This is a genomic window from Reinekea marinisedimentorum, assembly GCF_004341165.1.
Lineage (GTDB): Bacteria > Pseudomonadota > Gammaproteobacteria > Pseudomonadales > Natronospirillaceae > Reinekea > Reinekea marinisedimentorum.
In genome coordinates this window covers 187,869-204,012 of record NZ_SLZR01000006.1, presented here as the reverse complement: position 1 = coordinate 204,012, position 16,144 = coordinate 187,869, and the positions used below count along the sequence as shown (strand labels likewise).

General features: G+C 50.1%; 16 protein-coding genes. 3 read left to right on the top strand and 13 right to left on the bottom strand.

Features of this window, described 5'->3' with window-relative positions:
- Window position 1 precedes the first annotated feature (1 nt).
- The 9 genes from BCF53_RS09100 to leuC all read right to left on the bottom strand — a co-directional run bounded on the left by BCF53_RS09100 (window position 2) and on the right by leuC (window position 11,562).
- Window positions 2-1,219, bottom strand: coding sequence for a bifunctional folylpolyglutamate synthase/dihydrofolate synthase (locus BCF53_RS09100; RefSeq protein ID WP_132701416.1), 1,218 nt, complete (start codon window positions 1,217-1,219; stop codon window positions 2-4).
- A complete protein-coding gene (gene accD, locus BCF53_RS09095) occupies window positions 1,203-2,066 on the bottom strand; it encodes an acetyl-CoA carboxylase, carboxyltransferase subunit beta (RefSeq protein ID WP_132701415.1) in 864 nt (287 codons plus the stop codon). The genes BCF53_RS09100 and accD overlap by 17 nt, the downstream gene beginning before the upstream one ends.
- Window positions 2,067-2,155: 89 nt before the next feature.
- The gene (locus tag BCF53_RS09090) at window positions 2,156-2,809 is read right to left on the bottom strand and encodes a phosphoribosylanthranilate isomerase (protein ID WP_132701414.1); all 654 of its coding nucleotides are present in this window, start codon (window positions 2,807-2,809) and stop codon (window positions 2,156-2,158) included.
- Between the two features lie 4 nt (window positions 2,810-2,813).
- Window positions 2,814-3,674 (bottom strand): tRNA pseudouridine(38-40) synthase TruA, encoded by an 861-nt coding sequence (truA, locus tag BCF53_RS09085; protein ID WP_132701413.1) that lies wholly within the window; start codon window positions 3,672-3,674, stop codon window positions 2,814-2,816.
- A 75-nt stretch (window positions 3,675-3,749) separates the two neighbouring features.
- Window positions 3,750-6,899 (bottom strand): motility hub landmark protein FimV, encoded by a 3,150-nt coding sequence (locus BCF53_RS09080; protein WP_132701412.1) that lies wholly within the window; start codon window positions 6,897-6,899, stop codon window positions 3,750-3,752.
- Between the two features lie 364 nt (window positions 6,900-7,263).
- The gene (gene asd / locus BCF53_RS09075) at window positions 7,264-8,382 is read right to left on the bottom strand and encodes an aspartate-semialdehyde dehydrogenase (RefSeq protein WP_132701411.1); all 1,119 of its coding nucleotides are present in this window, start codon (window positions 8,380-8,382) and stop codon (window positions 7,264-7,266) included.
- A 19-nt stretch (window positions 8,383-8,401) separates the two neighbouring features.
- Window positions 8,402-9,478, bottom strand: a complete 1,077-nt coding sequence (leuB, locus tag BCF53_RS09070; protein WP_132701410.1) for a 3-isopropylmalate dehydrogenase — start codon at window positions 9,476-9,478, stop codon at window positions 8,402-8,404.
- 11 nt (window positions 9,479-9,489) lie between these two features.
- On the bottom strand, window positions 9,490-10,137 hold the full coding sequence (gene leuD, locus BCF53_RS09065) for a 3-isopropylmalate dehydratase small subunit (protein ID WP_132701409.1): 648 nt from the start codon (window positions 10,135-10,137) through the stop codon (window positions 9,490-9,492).
- 12 nt (window positions 10,138-10,149) lie between these two features.
- Entirely contained in the window at window positions 10,150-11,562 is a 1,413-nt protein-coding gene (gene leuC / locus BCF53_RS09060) for a 3-isopropylmalate dehydratase large subunit (RefSeq protein ID WP_132701408.1), read from the bottom strand.
- A gap of 107 nt (window positions 11,563-11,669) precedes the next feature.
- Here leuC and BCF53_RS09055 point away from each other — a divergent pair, with 107 nt between their 5' ends.
- A complete protein-coding gene (locus BCF53_RS09055) occupies window positions 11,670-12,542 on the top strand; it encodes a LysR family transcriptional regulator (protein ID WP_132701407.1) in 873 nt (290 codons plus the stop codon).
- Here the strand turns inward: BCF53_RS09055 and BCF53_RS09050 are convergent.
- Window positions 12,532-13,149: a rhomboid family intramembrane serine protease gene (locus tag BCF53_RS09050; RefSeq protein ID WP_165901865.1), complete on the bottom strand. Its 618-nt coding sequence runs from the start codon at window positions 13,147-13,149 to the stop codon at window positions 12,532-12,534. The genes BCF53_RS09055 and BCF53_RS09050 overlap by 11 nt on opposite strands.
- Before the next feature lie 64 nt (window positions 13,150-13,213).
- On the opposite strand from BCF53_RS09050, the gene BCF53_RS09045 reads away from it, so the two are divergent.
- Both BCF53_RS09045 and BCF53_RS09040 read left to right on the top strand, forming a co-directional pair.
- The gene (locus tag BCF53_RS09045) at window positions 13,214-14,101 is read left to right on the top strand and encodes a recombination-associated protein RdgC (protein ID WP_132701405.1); all 888 of its coding nucleotides are present in this window, start codon (window positions 13,214-13,216) and stop codon (window positions 14,099-14,101) included.
- Between the two features lie 100 nt (window positions 14,102-14,201).
- Entirely contained in the window at window positions 14,202-14,900 is a 699-nt protein-coding gene (locus BCF53_RS09040; protein WP_132701404.1) for a hypothetical protein, read from the top strand.
- Window positions 14,901-14,909: 9 nt separating this feature from the next.
- On the opposite strand, the gene BCF53_RS09035 is transcribed toward BCF53_RS09040, so the two are convergent.
- The 3 genes from BCF53_RS09035 to BCF53_RS09025 are packed head-to-tail and all read right to left on the bottom strand — an operon-like array spanning window position 14,910 to window position 16,065.
- The gene (locus BCF53_RS09035) at window positions 14,910-15,362 is read right to left on the bottom strand and encodes a DUF2489 domain-containing protein (protein WP_132701403.1); all 453 of its coding nucleotides are present in this window, start codon (window positions 15,360-15,362) and stop codon (window positions 14,910-14,912) included.
- 1 nt (window position 15,363) lies between these two features.
- Window positions 15,364-15,615: a YheU family protein gene (locus BCF53_RS09030; protein WP_132701402.1), complete on the bottom strand. Its 252-nt coding sequence runs from the start codon at window positions 15,613-15,615 to the stop codon at window positions 15,364-15,366.
- 3 nt (window positions 15,616-15,618) lie between these two features.
- Window positions 15,619-16,065 (bottom strand): hypothetical protein, encoded by a 447-nt coding sequence (locus BCF53_RS09025; RefSeq protein WP_132701401.1) that lies wholly within the window; start codon window positions 16,063-16,065, stop codon window positions 15,619-15,621.
- Window positions 16,066-16,144: the final 79 nt, after the last annotated feature.

The window sequence follows — 16,144 nt, the reverse complement described above, 5'->3', positions numbered from 1 at the left end:
ACTATCCCTCCAGAGTACGTAAAGCTTCCGCCACCGTGAAAAATGACCCACCTATAAATATTGCTTCACCGGGGTATTTTTCATTCAAATCTGCCAGCGCAGCGCTCATTGAATCAAAGCAACACACGTTCGGCTGATCTATTTTTTCTGCCAGCGCCTGCGCCGAGATGCCTCGATGAACATTCAGCGATACCGCCGAGACGGACTTGGTAATTGGCCGCAGCGCCTCGACAAAGCCTTTGGCGTCCTTATCGGCAAGCATACCAAGGACCAGATGGTAATGGTTTCCGGCCAACTTAGCAGCTATATATTGGCCCGCAAGAGGGTTATGACCAACGTCAATAACGACCGGGTGCTGCCGGTAACTGGCCTGCTGGAAGCGACCGGTGACCCTGAGATTACATAGCACCTGGCAAACCTGCGCTTCAGCAAGACGGAACGGACTCAAAGAAAACGCCTGTGCAGCAGTCGCCGCGTTCTCCAAAGGGATTCGAACATCCACTGACGGGCAGCAACCGCCCTGCCAGTAGAGCTCGCCCTGACGAACGCCATGCTCAGCCCCAAAGTGATAGGCCGGGGCACCCAGCTGCTCAGCGACCTGACTGACGGATTCCGGTAAATCTGACGAGCCAAATACAACTGGCTTACCAGAGCGACAAATGCCTGCCTTTTCGCGACCAATTGAATCGAGATCGGAGCCTAAAAAAGCCTGATGATCGAGACCGATTGTGGTCACGATGGCCACATCCGGGTTAATAATATTGACCGCATCGAGCCGGCCACCCAACCCTATTTCCAGGACCCAAACCGACAGGTTCTTCTGACTGAACAAATAGAAGGCTGCCAGAGTTGTATATTCAAAATAGGAAAGTGTTACCTCCACCCTTGCAGACTCAACTGCACAGAAAGCTGCGACCAATTCAGAATCGGTCGCCGGCTGGCCGTTAATCACCACCCGTTCATTAAAATGAAGCAAATGTGGTGAGGTATACCAGCCAACCGTCTTCCCGGCGGCTAAAGCCATGGCGTTCAATGCTGCGGTAGTGGAACCCTTACCGTTAGTTCCGGCAACAGTGAAGACAAAGGGATCAGCGGAATTTAAAAGCAGCCTGTTGGCGACTTTCTGCAGGCGGGTGAGGCCAAGATCGATTTCTGTAGGGTGAATGGCTTCGATATAACGAAGCCATTCTTCCAGCGAGGAATTAACTGACAGGTGCATTAACAAACTTTCTTAAAACTCGGGCCAAGGTACTGCGCAGATCTTTGCGTTCGATAATCATATCGATCGCACCCTTTTCCAGCAGGAATTCACTGCGCTGGAAACCTTCAGGTAACTTTTCGCGCACCGTCTGCTCAATAACACGCGGACCGGCAAAGCCAATCAACGCATTCGGCTCTGCTACGTTGATATCGCCCAGCAAGGCTAAAGACGCCGATACGCCACCAAAGCACGGATCCAGCATAACGGAAACATAAGGTGTTCCCTGCTGCTTCAGCTTTTCGAGTACGGCACTGGTTTTTGCCATCTGCATCAGCGAAAACAGCGCCTCCTGCATTCGCGCTCCGCCTGAAGTTGCAAAGCAGATGAACGGAATGTTTTTTTCCAGAGCACGGTTAGCAGCACGGACGAACTTTTCACCAACCACCGAGCCCATAGAACCGCCCATAAAGTTAAAATCAAACGCCGCCACAACGACCGGCAAGCCCTCCAGCTGACCTTCCATAGCAACCAGCGCGTCTTTTTCGCCGGTTTGCTTCTGTGCTGCATGCAGGCGATCGCGGTAACGCTTACTGTCTTTAAACTTCAGTTTATCTTCTGGCTGAACATTAGCTGCGATTTCCTCGCGCCCTTCTTTATCCAGAAACATATCTAACCGGCGACGGGCACCAATACGCATGTGATGATCGCACTTCGGGCAAACATCTGAATTTTTTTCCAGCTCTGGGCGATAAAGTACGGATGAGCACTTCGGGCACTTTTTCCACAGACCTTCAGGCACATTAGACTGACGCTCAGAATCTGAACGAATAATCTTAGGTACAATTTTCTCCAACCAACTGCTCATAGAGCCCCCATTTATTCATTAATAGCAAGTAATGATGCTTATTATCACTCATTCTTTGTTGAAATTTTATAAATGATCAACGGAGACACTTATGAGGAATTTTCAACGAAAGAGCTATCGGCTTTTCGCACTGCCTGCGCAAAAGCCTTAATTTTATCGACATCTTTAATTCCGGGTGCAGATTCAATACCACCGGCAACATCGACAGTATAGGGCCGTACCTGACGAATTGCCTGCTCAACATTCGAGCAATTTAAACCACCGGCCAAAAAAAGCCTGTGACGCACGTTTGCTGGTACCATCCCCCAGTCAAAACTCTGACCGGTACCACCGGGTACTCCCTTCACATAGGCATCGAGCATGATGGCATCTGCGCCGATATGAGGCTCAACCTGACGCTGTATATCGTCAGCCGATTTAACCCTGAACGCCTTGATGTAGCGCTTACCGAACTGCTGGCAGAAATCCGGAGTCTCATCACCATGAAACTGGATGATATCTGCCTGAATGGCATCCACCACTTCACGCACATAGCCGGCATCAGGGTTTACAAACAGTGCAACCTTATTGACTTGCAGCGTAGCGGCTTTACTAACGACAGCGGCTTTTTCGATTGAAATGAAACGTCCACTTGGCGGATAAAAAATCATACCCACGGAATCTGCCCCGGCTTCACAAGCTGCTGCAATATCTTCAGCTCGTGTCATTCCGCACATCTTAATTCTGGTTCTGTATTGAGACATCGCCCTACACCCGACTGAAATTATTTGGAAGATTATCAATTAAAGGCTGAATAAACCCTGGGCCAGCATCCATAACCGGCAGATCATCCCGTTCATACTGAGCCCTGATAAAGTAAAGGCCGTCACCCTGAGCCGTCACACCACCCTTGGTTCTGTCCTGATACTGAAGAACTTCTCTGGCCCATTCAACCGGCTTACGACCCCGGCCGATGGGCAGTAATACCCCAACCAGGTTTCTGACCATATGATGCAAGAACCCATCTGCCCGTGCCTGAAGCACAACAAACTCGCCGAATCGCCTGACCTGAAGTTCCTTCAAGGTACGCACTGGCGAATGCGCCTGGCATTCAGCTGCACGGAACGAACTGAAGTCATGCTTACCGAGTAGCAAATCTGCAGCCTGCTGCATTAAATCGACATCCAGCTCATAGCGCTCCCAAGTCGTTAGACTATGAAGTAATGCCGACTTTACCCAATTGTTGTGAATAACAAATCGATAAGCCCGCTCTTTCGCCGAAAATCTGGCATGGAACCCGGTATCGACCAACTTAACCCAGCGGATACTGATATCGTCCGGTAAACGACCATTAATACCCATCTTCCAGCCATATTCACTGCGGTCGCTTTGAGTGTCGAAATGCACGACCTGGTTGGTCGCGTGAACACCGGCATCCGTTCTGCCAGCAACTATCGATGCGACGGGTTCGTTAGCAACGACAGACACCGCCGCCTCTAATTCTGCCTGAATGGTTGGAACGCCAGAGCGCTGTATTTGCCAACCTCGGTAAGCGGTTCCCCGATATTCAACCCCCATTGCCAGACGGTATCTGTCGGTATCACGCTCAAACTCAAAAACTTCACTCATATAAATATCTGTATCTGCAACGAAAAAGCCGCCCTCAGGCGGCTTTGGAAATTTTACTGAAGCTGCAGTGGATTACTACAACTGCTCGATCAATGCATTCGCCTGAGCTTTCTGCTCATCGGTTCCTTCATCCAGAACCTCTTCGAGAATATCCCGGGCACCTTCCTTATCATCCATTTCGATATAAGCACGAGCCAAGTCCAGCTTAGTACTGGCTTCATCAGAGCCGGACAAGAAGTCAAAGTCGTCATCATCCAACTCTGCACCGCTATCCAGCGAGTCGGCCAACTGCTGCAGTGGGTCTTCGTCAGCTTCTGCATCAAATTCTGACACCTCTGAATCAAGGCCCAAATCGACCTCTTCGTCAGAGAGCGCCAGCGGATCTGCTGTCATCTCGTCAGACAAATCAAGATCCAGATCTAACGCCTCGTCACTGAAGTCCAGAGAAGCAAAGTCTGTGTCATCTTCTTCCAGTGAAGACGAACGTTCTTCTTTGGCCAGCGACAGACCTTCTTCAACAAGGCTTGTGCCGCTTTCTGCTAGTTCTGAATCCGCAACATCTTCGAGCTCAGGCTCTTCAATATCCAGCGTTATTTCATTATCGATCAATGAACCTTCAACGTCAGAAACGACCGGCAGTTCAGGTTCAATTTCAACCAACTCATCCGCCGCTGTTAATTCATCAGTCTCCTCATCCAGATCCAATGAGAAGCCCAGGTCTTCTGAAAGTTCAGCAGGCTCCTCATCGAGAGAGAAGGCCAGACCAGAAGCATCTTCTTCAAGGTCCAGATCAATTGAAGCTTCACCTGCTTCCGGCTCTTCAGAGGCTGAATTCAATTCCGGTGATGGCTCATCAAAAGAGGCAATTTCAGAAAGGTCCAACTCGTCATCAAGAGAAATCTCTTCTTCTGTGTTTGCCTCTGGCTCATCAAACGTTAAAGCGCTGTCGTCCAGGTCATCAAGGTCCAGATCGAAGTCAAGGTCTGTAGAGAGCTCTTCAACTTCCGGCTTTTTCTCAGACTCGGCGCCCAAATCAACCAGGTTTTCAGTGTCGGCTTCGTCATCGAGCGTACCGAAGGAATCGAGATCTAACGTGAAATCCAAATCGCTGTTTTCTTCAGCACCCTCGTCTTCTTCCAACTCAGAGCTGAAATCAAGCTCATCAGGAATAGTGGTATCAAGAGAAACCTCTTCGTCCAGACCGTCGGCATCCAGATCCAGATTTAGATCTCCCGCCATCATGTCAGAGTCAAGACCACTGCCCAGCTCATCTAACGAACCTGCTGGCAGCTTTTTACGCAGACCGGCAACTTCCTGCTGTTCGTCAACTGAAAGTGAAAGACGTGATTCTAAATCGTTGAATGCATTTGCATCGCCGGTTTCAGCATAGACTTCCAAAAGTTTCAGGCCGATATCTGCACGATCCGGATATTCCGCAAAGGCTTCTTTCAGCTTTTCTTCTGCCTGGTCATACTTCTGGTAAGCCATATACATTTCAGCTTCAACTACGGCATCCAGCGTTTCAGGCTCTTCAGAGATTTCCTCTTCAAAATCTTCATCAGCTTCAGCTAACAGGTCTTGCTCAAAGTCTTCTTCAGTTTCAAGGCTGAAGTCATCTGAGACCAACTCTTCTGCGGTGCTGGCTACTTCTTCCTCTTTAGCGGACTTCTTACCACGGGCATAAAGAGCCAATAAGATCAGAAGCAGGAAGCCACCACCCAGAATGGCCATATTGGTTACGCTAGCGGTTACCCAATCAGAGAACTTCTGAACATAACCCATCACACCCGCTGGCTTATCAGCAACAGGCGCTGGTTGAGGCTGTGGAACAGGCTGTTCTACTACAGGCTCAACGGACGCTTCTTCAGCAGTTTCCGACATTTCCGCCATAGCGGCTTCGGCACCGGTCGCAGTCGCATCGGTTTCAGTCATCTCACCTGCAACATCAGCAACGGCTTCTTCTGTTCCCGCCATTTGCTCATTTACATCCGCAGCAGCCACTTCTTCAGTTGCAGCTTGCTCAGCAGCGTCAACGGCCATCTCTGCTTGAGCTGGCTCAACACTCTCTGCCTGCTCATCTTGACTGAACGCCTGCTGCACTTCGGCAAGGTCACTATTCTGAACGTCAATCAGACGCTCCATAATAGCAATCTGCTCTTGCAACTCGCTCACCCGGGTTTGAAGCTCTTCACGTTCCCGAACGTACTGATCATTCAACTCTTCCGCTGCAGCCAGTTGATTCTGCAAGCGATCGACATCCGCAGAAACATCACCGGAAGCAGACGTGGTTTCAGATTCGCTATCCGCAGAAAGCTCCAGATAACCGTTCGGATCTTTTTCTGCATCGCCACCCGGCAGCGCAGAGGCGGTCGATTCTGTCGCTGAAAGCTGAACTTCGCCCTGCTGATTTCTTAACTTCGGAGCGGAGCCGCTGTTTTGCGCCTGAACTTCACCGACCGCTTCCTGCAGGCTACGCACTGCAATTTGGCTTTCGTTCGGAAGGTTCAGAACACTACCCGCTTTAACGCGGTTAATGTTGTTATTTAAAAATGCTTCAGGGTTTAAATCCTGAATAGCCAGCATCACCTGTTGTGGAGAATAGCCACTGCCATCAGGAACCTTCAGAGCGATCTCCCAAAGCGTGTCATTACGCTGAACACGATACTGACCCGCAGGCAAAGTATCATCACGGCGAGTGACAGGCTGGGAAACAACTGTTGATTCCTGAACAGGCTTTTGGTCAACAACAGTCGTTGTTACCAGGTCAGTTTCAGCAGCGATTGATTGAGTGGGCTCAACAACCAGCGCATCGACGGCCAGGCCAGTATCAAATACAGGAGGGTCTAACAGGATGGTATATTCTTTAAGTAAACGACCACCAGGCCAGTTCACCTCTACCAGGAAATTCAGGAAGGGCTCACGAACGGCCTGCTTAGTCGAAAGCGCAATTGTTAAATTTCCGCTTTTATCTTCCTGAACCAAAAACTGGATATTTGCGAGAAAGAAGGTTCGCTCAATACCTGCCCTTTTAAAGTCATCATTGGATGCCAGAGTTGGCAGAATTTCAGTTGAGCTCAGGCCTTGGAGTTGAATCAGCTGAATCTCAGCTGCTAACGGGTCATTCAGATTAGAATTGACCTTTATCTCACCTAAACCCAAGCCAAAGGCTGAGCTGATAAGTGACATAAAAGCCACCAGTGTTACTAACGTTTGTTTTTTTACCATAATCCTTTTCCCTTTCCCCAACTCTGACTCTACAGCTTATTGAAGAGGAATCTTTCTTTAAATAGCCAAAAACATGACGAAATGAGAGCTGCTTCACATTTCAATATGCCACCGGTCTAGTTCGCGCGCAGAATGTAGAAAGAACATTCAAAACTGCGGCTAAGTATTATTTATTAAAGGACTTTTAGCAACTCAACCCCACATTTACAGTGCCATTATAAGAACTACTTCTACTCTTCTTAGTGAAGAGAGCTTTTGCAAAAAAAACAAGCATGATTGACAAGTTAATGAAATGTAAAGAAAAACGCCCCGTTAGCGTCAAACTAACAGGGCGTTTTATTTATGAAATTAAATTCTTATTTAATTACAAATCACCTTTCAGAATAGCCAGCATTCTGCGAAGCGGCTCGGCGGCTCCCCACAACAGCTGGTCACCCACCGTAAAGGCACTGATAAATTCAGAGCCCATGGTCAGCTTTCGGATACGTCCTACCGGGATATTCATGGTTCCGGTGACAGCGGCCGGCGTCAGCTTTTCCATTGAGAACTGTCGGTCATTCGGAACAAACTGAACCCAATCGTTAGCGCTCGCAATCATTTGACCGATAGTGTCAACCGATACGTCTTTTTTCAGCTTCAGGGTAATGGCCTGAGAGTGCGAACGCATAGCGCCAACACGAACACACAGGCCATCGATAGGAATAGGCTGACCGTCGACACCCAGAATCTTGTTAGCCTCTACCTGCGCCTTCCATTCTTCCTTGCTCTGACCGGATGCCATGGGCTTATCAATCCACGGTATCAGGCTGCCAGCCAACGGCACACCAAACTGATCACAAGGGTAATCTTCTGATCGAATGTAATCCGCCACTGTTCTATCCAGTTCCAGAATCGCACTGGCTGGGTCATCCAGCAATACCTTGGCCGCAGAATGAACCGCACCCATCTGGGAGATCAGTTCACGCATGTTGCGGGCACCGGCACCGGAAGCTGCCTGGTAGGTCATTGGCGAAGCCCACTCAACCAGGCCTTCCTTAAACAGGCCATGCAGGCCCAGCAACATCAGACTGACGGTACAGTTACCGCCGACAAAGGTTTTCACACCGGCATCAATTGCATCATCAATATTTTTGCGGTTGACCGGATCCAACACAATGACGGAATCATCCGCCATGCGCAGCGAGGAAGCCGCATCAATCCAGTAGCCGTTCCAGCCAGTGTCACGCAATGGCTGATAAACCTCAGCGGTATAGTCACCGCCCTGACAGGTCAGGATGACATCACAGGCGGCCAGTGCTTCCAGATTACCGGCATCCTGCAATACTGAGGCACCCTGGCCAACATCCGGTGCAGGCAGGCCATGCTGACTGGTAGTAAAAAACACCGGATCAATATTATTAAAATCACCTTCTTCACGCAGACGCTGCATTAGCACAGAACCAACCATGCCCCGCCAGCCGACAATACCAACTTTCATACTCATTTAATTCTTCCCCCGAAAATTAAGACAGTGCAGCCAGAACAGCGTCGCCCATCTGTTCGGTACTCACCAGATTCATACCTTCAGAATTAATATCTGCGGTGCGATACCCCTGATCAAGAACGACACCCACGGCATCTTCAATGGCCTGTGCAGCCTCGGCAGCATTCAGTGAATAGCGCAGCATCATTGCCACAGACAGAATGGTTGCCAGCGGGTTGGCAATACCTTTGCCAGCGATATCCGGCGCACTGCCGTGGATAGGCTCATACATGCCCTTGCCGTTTTCATCCAATGATGCAGAAGGCAGCATACCAATAGAACCGGTCAGCATTGCCGCGCAATCGGACAAAATATCGCCAAACATATTGCCGGTCACCATAACATCGAACTGTTTAGGCGCACGCACCAGCTGCATAGCGGCGTTATCAACATACATATGGCTCAGCTCTACATCCGGGTAGTCTTTCGCCAGTTCGTTCATCACTTCACGCCACAGCACCGTTGCTTCCAGCACGTTCGCCTTATCGACAGAACACAGCTTACCACCGCGCTTCTGCGCAGCTTCAAATGCCTGACGACCGATACGGCGCACTTCAGACTCTGAGTAAACATAGGTGTTGTAGCCTTCGCGCTCACCGTTCTCCAGCGTTCGAATACCGCGCGGCTGACCAAAGTAGATGCCTCCGGTCAATTCACGCACAATCAGCAAATCGAGACCAGCAACCAGCTCTGGCTTCAACGAGCTTGCATCCGCCAGCTGCGGGTACAGAATGGCCGGGCGCAGGTTACCGAACAGGTTCAGGTTAGAACGCAACCCCAACAATCCCTTTTCCGGGCGAATGGCCATATCGACGCCGTCCCACTTTGGGCCACCTACGGCGCCCAACAGAACAGCATCACACGCCTTTGCCTGCTCCAGCGTAACTTCCGGCAGCGGCTTGCCATGCACATCAATCGCCGCACCGCCTACCAGGCCCTGCTCGACTTCAACACCCAGGCCGAATTTTTCGTTTACAACATTCAGTACGCGCTCAGCCTGCGCAACAATTTCAGGACCAATGCCGTCACCCGGCAACACCAATACTTTACGGGACACTGTGAAACCTCTTATTTAATCTGGCCGAACACCCAAGGGTGTATCTCAGCTCGTTTTAATTCGTACTCTTTAATCTTATCGGCTTCCTGCAGGGTTAAGCCAATATCATCCAAACCATTCAACAGGCAATGTTTGCGGAACGGGTCGACCTCGAACGCAACTTCGTTCCCTTCAGCATCGGTAATAGTTTGTGCCTGCAGATCAACAGTCAGCTCATAACCTTCATTGCCAGCAACGTTTTTGAACCAGCCATCAAGAACCTGTTCATTCACAACAATGGGCAAAATCCCATTCTTGAAGCAGTTGTTATAGAAAATATCGGCAAAACTGCTGGCCAGAATGACGCGGAATCCGTAATCCTCCAGTGCCCATGGCGCATGCTCGCGCGAGGAGCCACAGCCAAAGTTAGCGCGACTCATCAAGATAGATGCACCGACATAACGCGGCTGATTCAGAACAAAGTCGGTATTCAGCGGCCGTGTGGAATTATCCATACCCGGACGACCTTCATCCAGGTAACGCAATTCATCAAACAGGTTAGGCCCAAAGCCACTGCGCTTAATCGACTTCAGAAACTGCTTGGGGATGATCATATCGGTATCGACATTTGAGCGATCCAGAGGTGCAACAATACCTTTAACCGTAGTTAATGCTTTCATTCATAAGCCTCCTTATTCGCTGACGTCTACAAAATGACCGGCAATAGCAGCCGCTGCGGCCATCGCCGGGCTTACCAGGTGGGTACGACCACCGAAGCCCTGGCGACCTTCAAAATTGCGGTTTGAGGTGGACGCGCAATGCTCACCCTGCCCCAGCTTATCGGCATTCATCGCCAGACACATGGAACAGCCAGGCTCACGCCATTCAAAACCGGCTTCGATCAGGATTTTATCTAACCCTTCTTCTTCTGCCTGCTTTTTCACCAGCCCACTACCGGGAACGACCAGAGCCTGATTCACAGTCGAAGCCACCTTTTTACCTTTGGCAACTTCCGCTGCTGCGCGAACGTCTTCAATACGACCATTGGTACAGGAACCGATAAACACCTTATCTAATTTGATATCGGTGATTTTCTGGTTTGGCTGCAAGCCCATATAGGCTAACGCCCGCTCTACACCAGCCTTTTTAATTTCATCTTCAATCAAAGCCGGGTCCGGTGCCTGACCATATACGTCGGTGACCATTTCCGGCGATGTGCCCCAGCTGACCTGCGGGTAAATATCCTGCGCATTCAGCAGAATATCTTCATCAAATACGGCGTCTTCGTCACTGACCAGTTCTTTCCAGGCGCTGGCAGCCTGATCCCACATTTCACCCTTAGGCGCAAACGAGCGACCTTTAAAATAGTTAATAGTGGTGTCATCAACCGCGACCAAGCCAACGCGCGCACCGGCTTCGATCGACATATTACAGACGGTCAGACGACCTTCCATGCTCAGTGACTGAATGGCGGAGCCAGCAAACTCAACGGCATAACCGGTACCGCCAGCGGTGCCGATCTGACCAATAATGTAGAGCACGATATCTTTAGCGGTAACACCTTTACGCAGTTCGCCTTCAACACGAATACGCATGTTTTTCATCTTACGCTGAATCACGCACTGGGTTGCCAGCACATGCTCAACCTCAGAGGTTCCGATACCAAAGGCCAGCGAGCCCATCGCACCGTGAGTAGAGGTGTGAGAATCGCCACAAACAATGGTCATACCCGGCAGGGTCGCACCCTGCTCCGGCCCCATAACGTGAACAATGCCCTGGTTAACCGAGCCCATATTGAACTCACGCACACCGAACTCGTTACAGTTGTCATCCAGGGTTTTTACCTGAATGCGAGAAGTCTCGTCGGCAATACCCTCGATGCCAGAGGCGCGTTCTTTTGCTGTGGTCGGCACGTTGTGGTCCGGCGTTGCAATATTGGTATCCAGACGCCACGGCTTACGGCCAGCGATACGCAAGCCTTCAAACGCCTGAGGCGAGGTAACTTCGTGCAGAATCTGACGGTCAATATAAATTAACGCAGTCCCATCTTCTCTTTCAGATACGACGTGCATATCCCAGAGTTTGTCATAAAGCGTTTTAGCCATTCGAATCGCTCTCTTCCTGTGATTTTCTTGTCTGACGCATTTTAATTAGACAGCCAGATAATACAAATTTATTATTTTTATAATTTCCATTCCAAAAAGGAATACATATGGATCTGCAAAGCCTGGAAACCTTTATGGCCGTCGCTGAATTGGGCTCGTTCAGCGCTGCCGGTGAAAAGCTGTTTTTGACTCAGCCGGCCATCTCCAAACGCATTGCCAATCTGGAGGCGCTACTGAATGCATCACTGTTTGACCGGATAGGCCGCGAGGTCACCCTGACAGAGGCCGGAAAACTACTGCAGGAAAAAGCACAGAACCTGATTCACGATATGCGCGAGGTACAAAGCAGCGTCAGCCAGCTGAATGAAAAGGACGTGCGCTCTCTTAGCCTGGCGAGCAGTCACCACATCGGCCTGCACTACCTGGGGCCACTGCTGCGTGAATTTGCCAATCAAAACCCATTGGCAAAGCTGGATTTGAAATTCATGGAATCAGAACAGGCCATTGCCAGCCTGTTGCAACGCAAGATTGAATTGGTGCTAACAACCATTCCGTCGCCACTGCCGAAAGAACTGGCAGCCCAGGTGATCTGGAAAGACAACCTGCAATTTGTGGTTTCGCACGACCACCCGCTCGCACAACGCAAGAGCATTCGCCTGAATGAACTGACCTTTTCCAATGCCATCCTGCCGGAACCGGGCACAACTACCTACAAGATTATTGAGCAGACCTTTCACAAGCACCACATACCGCTGAAGCGCGTTATTCATGTGAACTACCTGGAGACAATTCAATCACTGGTCAGTAACGGCCTGGGCTGGAGCCTGCTACCAGAAACCATGATCAACTCACAACTGGTTCAGCTGAACGTAGACCGCGTGGAATTAAACAGAAACCTGGGGATAATCACGCACAAACAAAGAACGCTGAGCAATGGTGCCAGGGTATTCTGCCAACTGATTGAACAGGCTAACGCCTGAGCAGTTGCAACAACTGAACCGCGGCGATGAAGACCAAACCGGAGATCAACCCCCACAGGTGCGACTGATGCGCCACCGGGGCATTGAGCAGAGTTTCGAGCATGTCACTTTGCCAGAGAAAGCCAAACAGCAAGCCGTTTTCGAGCAGGACTTTAACCGAGATAACGGCAATAAAAGCGCCCTTCATCAGGTTGGAATAGTAAGGCGAGTAATAAGCAGCCAGTACAAGCCAACCATACAGCAGGCCGGAAAGCCCGACATAGGCCGCATACTCAGATTGCAGCAACATCAGGCTGGCAGCAAACCAGACCCAGGCAAACCCCATGACTTTTAACCACGGCAGCCTCTTGGGCAACAGAAAGGCCATCACCACCAAGCCCCACTGATTGATCGCCCAGTGAGCAAAATTGAGCTGACAGACCCAGGCCGAGAACGGCCGCCACCACTGCCCTGCAGCGGTGAGTGACGCGTCAAAAGAGCCTGCAGCAACCACCGGAGACCAGCTGGCGATCAATGTCAGCAGCGACAGGCACAACAACCAAACGGCCGCCATGTTGTTTTTAAAAAACATAAGAATCGAAGTATCCGGAGTGAGAAGTTTTGCCATGCAATTTGTCTTTGTTGGGGTACAATGCCGCGTTCGAATTTCAGGGTAACGAGTAAAAATAGCAATGTGGTTTAAGAACATCCAAGTATACACTTTCAACGAACAGTTTCCCCATAGCGCTGAGTTCATGGAAGAGAAACTGAGCGCAAACACCTTTAGCCCACTGTCCTCGTTGCAGGAATCGACCTTTGGCTGGATCCCCTGCTTTAAAGACAGCAACCTGCTGGTTGAAAGCGTATCCGGCAAGCTGTTTATCTCCGCTCAGATTCAGGAAAAAATCCTGCCGGCCAGCGTTGTTAACGACTACCTGAACGAAAAGCTTGACCAGATTGAACAGGATGAAGGCCGCCGGCCGGTGAAAAAGGAGCGCGAGCAAATAAAAGAAGGTATCCGGGCTGAATTGCTACCCAAGGCCTTCCACAAAACCAAACAGATCAGTGCCTGGATTGACCCGCGCAACGGCTGGATGGTGGTAAATTCTGCCAGCGAAAAAACAGCCGATGAATTTACTTCCGCGCTACGCGAAGCACTTGGCAGCCTGGGCATTATTCCTTTAGGCGCCAGTGCAGCCGGCGCTAACATCCTGACCAGCTGGTATCTGGAACCCGAAACCCGCCCGGCAAATACCGAGTTGGAGGCAGACTTAGAGCTGACACTGCTGCAGGACCCGACCGTGAAAGCCCGCTACAAGAACCTGGATTTGAACGCTCCGGAGATCAAGCTTTCACTGGAAGCCGGCATGCGCATCTGCCAAATGGCGATGAACCTGGAAGACCAGTGCCAGTTCGTTATCAACGAAAAATTCCAGGTGAAGCGGATCAAGTATCAGGACACCCTTATTGAACAGGCTCACGATTCTGAAGACCCGCGCGGTGACGCCCTGCTGATGTGTGATACGCTGACTCAACTCATCAGCCTATTGGCTGAACAGGCCAAGCCAGAAAGCATCTAAGACCTGCGATCTCACCAGCAGTTATCGCTGCTGGTGCTTGGGCTTTTATTATTGTTCAATTAAACTCAAAACAATAAGCAACCATCAGGGATCGGCATTCATGAAAGCAGCAACGAAACTGGCAATACCTGTTTTACTGACAGCAACCATTAGCTTCGCCGAAACCAATACCGCTGCCCCCCAAGTTACAGAAACCCTGCAGGAAGCGGCAGTGAACGAGACGACTACCCCTGCTAGCACAACAACCAGCACTGAAAACATGGGCTCAGTGAGCGCGCAACCTGCTGAAACCAGCAACACCGCCAGCCCAACAGACCCTACGGCCGATTATCTGCCCTCTGCAGAGCCCGAGATAACACCACAAGCAGAACCGCAAACCACCCCAATTACCGGCATCACCCAGTCCGCAGTAAAGGTTAACGTTGTTGAGGTTAACGAAACCTTTTACAAGCTGACCTTCGACCCGGAAAGCAACATTTATCAGAGAAAACAAATTACCGAGGCAAAGCCGGGCGATTTAATAGAGCTGGTGATTAGCGCCGAGAACAAAAGCGATAGCGTTTTAACCGATATTGAACTGGTCAACTTAGTACCGGAAGGCCCGGTGCAACTACTGCTTGATTCAATAAGAACGAATGAAGAAGACGGCCAGTACCGGGTTTCCCGCGATGGTAAAACCTACTTTCCGGCCGATGCTGATTTCGATCCAGAGGACATTAACTTCATTCAATGGGTTATTTATTCAATGCAGCCGGGCGATACCCACGAGCTGGCATACAGAATTTCAATCAATCGCTAGCGGCGCATGCTACTCGATTGTCGTCAGCTTGCGGAAGCACAGGTCAAGATCACTCTTATAGGCTTGCTCAATCGCCTCACGCGCCTGATCCTGTCGGCGTCGCTCATCTTTAGAAAGCGCTTTGCGCGCCTCATGAGTGTCAAACTCACAGACCTTGCTGAAAACCTCCTGAAGAACCCTGTATGGCTGCCACTGCTCTTCAGTCAGAGCCATGCCATCCAGCAACATTTTGCAACGGATGACCGCTTCAGAGGCTGATAATTCTTCCTTCAACGCCGCGGCAGAAATCACCCTCAGGCTTTCAATTAAATAGTCTTGTTTCTCTTTTTCAGCAGCCTGGCGCTTTTGCTTTAATTCTGCGGTCTGGCGCTCCTGCTGTTTAACTTTCATGGTCAAATAATAGGCATACGCCGCCAGAGCCAGAACCACCCCAATGGCGAAAATGGTCATTACCAGAAGCATGTTAACTCCCGAATTCAGTATTTGAAGTGGATTGAATCAGGGCAAGCTGCTCGGCATCCACAATGTCCAGGCTGTTCATCTCTTCATCCCAACTGATGAACAACTTTTTGTTTTCCAACGCCTGGATCACGCTTTTTACCGCCTGATCACGCTCTTCTGTATCGCCCAGCCATTCCTGTGCCTGGCGGGTAAGCCAGTCTTCACAAATCGCCTGCAGGGTATCGGGTTGAATTTCCTGAAATGGAATAATCATGAATCAGCGCATATTGCGGGTGTTCATATGAAAAGCCAGCTCCTGCTCCCATTCACAGCGCACGGTCAGCTCATCACTGGGCGCATGGTAGTCGGATGGGCTTTCCCAGATAAAGGTATGGTTACCTGAAAGCTCGGTTTCCATATGCACCTTGGCAGACACCCAGTACATCTTCTTCAGTAGCGCCTCAAACTTTGCCATCCAGTCTTCCCAGTGGTACTCAACTGCCTGGTAGGAGGCAGCAAAATGAATAACCTGCGTCTGATAAACACCCTGCAGCAAATCTTCGTTAGGAATCGAAAACATACTGCTGGTCAGATAAGGAAACGTATCGAACTCGGCTAACTCCAGCAACGCCTGGGCATTAATACGGCGCGTTTTCAGCTGAAACTCGGTGTCGTTGGTTGCTACGTCTTTAATGACGCCATAAACAATTGTTTCTTGATCCATTAGGCTCTCATATATTCCTTGCTCGGTATTTGATGATACCCAAGCAGCATGGTGCGAGAAGTGCACCAGTTAATAAAAC

Coding starts and splice junctions, on each gene's coding strand:
- BCF53_RS09100 (WP_132701416.1), bottom strand. CDS start 1,219: ATGCACCTGTCAGTTAATTCCTCGCTGGAAGAATGGCTTCGTTATATC.
- accD (WP_132701415.1), bottom strand. CDS start 2,066: ATGAGCAGTTGGTTGGAGAAAATTGTACCTAAGATTATTCGTTCAGAT.
- BCF53_RS09090 (WP_132701414.1), bottom strand. CDS start 2,809: ATGTCTCAATACAGAACCAGAATTAAGATGTGCGGAATGACACGAGCT.
- truA (WP_132701413.1), bottom strand. CDS start 3,674: ATGAGTGAAGTTTTTGAGTTTGAGCGTGATACCGACAGATACCGTCTG.
- BCF53_RS09080 (WP_132701412.1), bottom strand. CDS start 6,899: ATGGTAAAAAAACAAACGTTAGTAACACTGGTGGCTTTTATGTCACTT.
- asd (WP_132701411.1), bottom strand. CDS start 8,382: ATGAGTATGAAAGTTGGTATTGTCGGCTGGCGGGGCATGGTTGGTTCT.
- leuD (WP_132701409.1), bottom strand. CDS start 10,137: ATGAAAGCATTAACTACGGTTAAAGGTATTGTTGCACCTCTGGATCGC.
- leuC (WP_132701408.1), bottom strand. CDS start 11,562: ATGGCTAAAACGCTTTATGACAAACTCTGGGATATGCACGTCGTATCT.
- BCF53_RS09055 (WP_132701407.1), top strand. CDS start 11,670: ATGGATCTGCAAAGCCTGGAAACCTTTATGGCCGTCGCTGAATTGGGC.
- BCF53_RS09050 (WP_165901865.1), bottom strand. CDS start 13,149: ATGGCAAAACTTCTCACTCCGGATACTTCGATTCTTATGTTTTTTAAA.
- BCF53_RS09045 (WP_132701405.1), top strand. CDS start 13,214: ATGTGGTTTAAGAACATCCAAGTATACACTTTCAACGAACAGTTTCCC.
- BCF53_RS09040 (WP_132701404.1), top strand. CDS start 14,202: ATGAAAGCAGCAACGAAACTGGCAATACCTGTTTTACTGACAGCAACC.
- BCF53_RS09035 (WP_132701403.1), bottom strand. CDS start 15,362: ATGCTTCTGGTAATGACCATTTTCGCCATTGGGGTGGTTCTGGCTCTG.
- BCF53_RS09030 (WP_132701402.1), bottom strand. CDS start 15,615: ATGATTATTCCATTTCAGGAAATTCAACCCGATACCCTGCAGGCGATT.
- BCF53_RS09025 (WP_132701401.1), bottom strand. CDS start 16,065: ATGGATCAAGAAACAATTGTTTATGGCGTCATTAAAGACGTAGCAACC.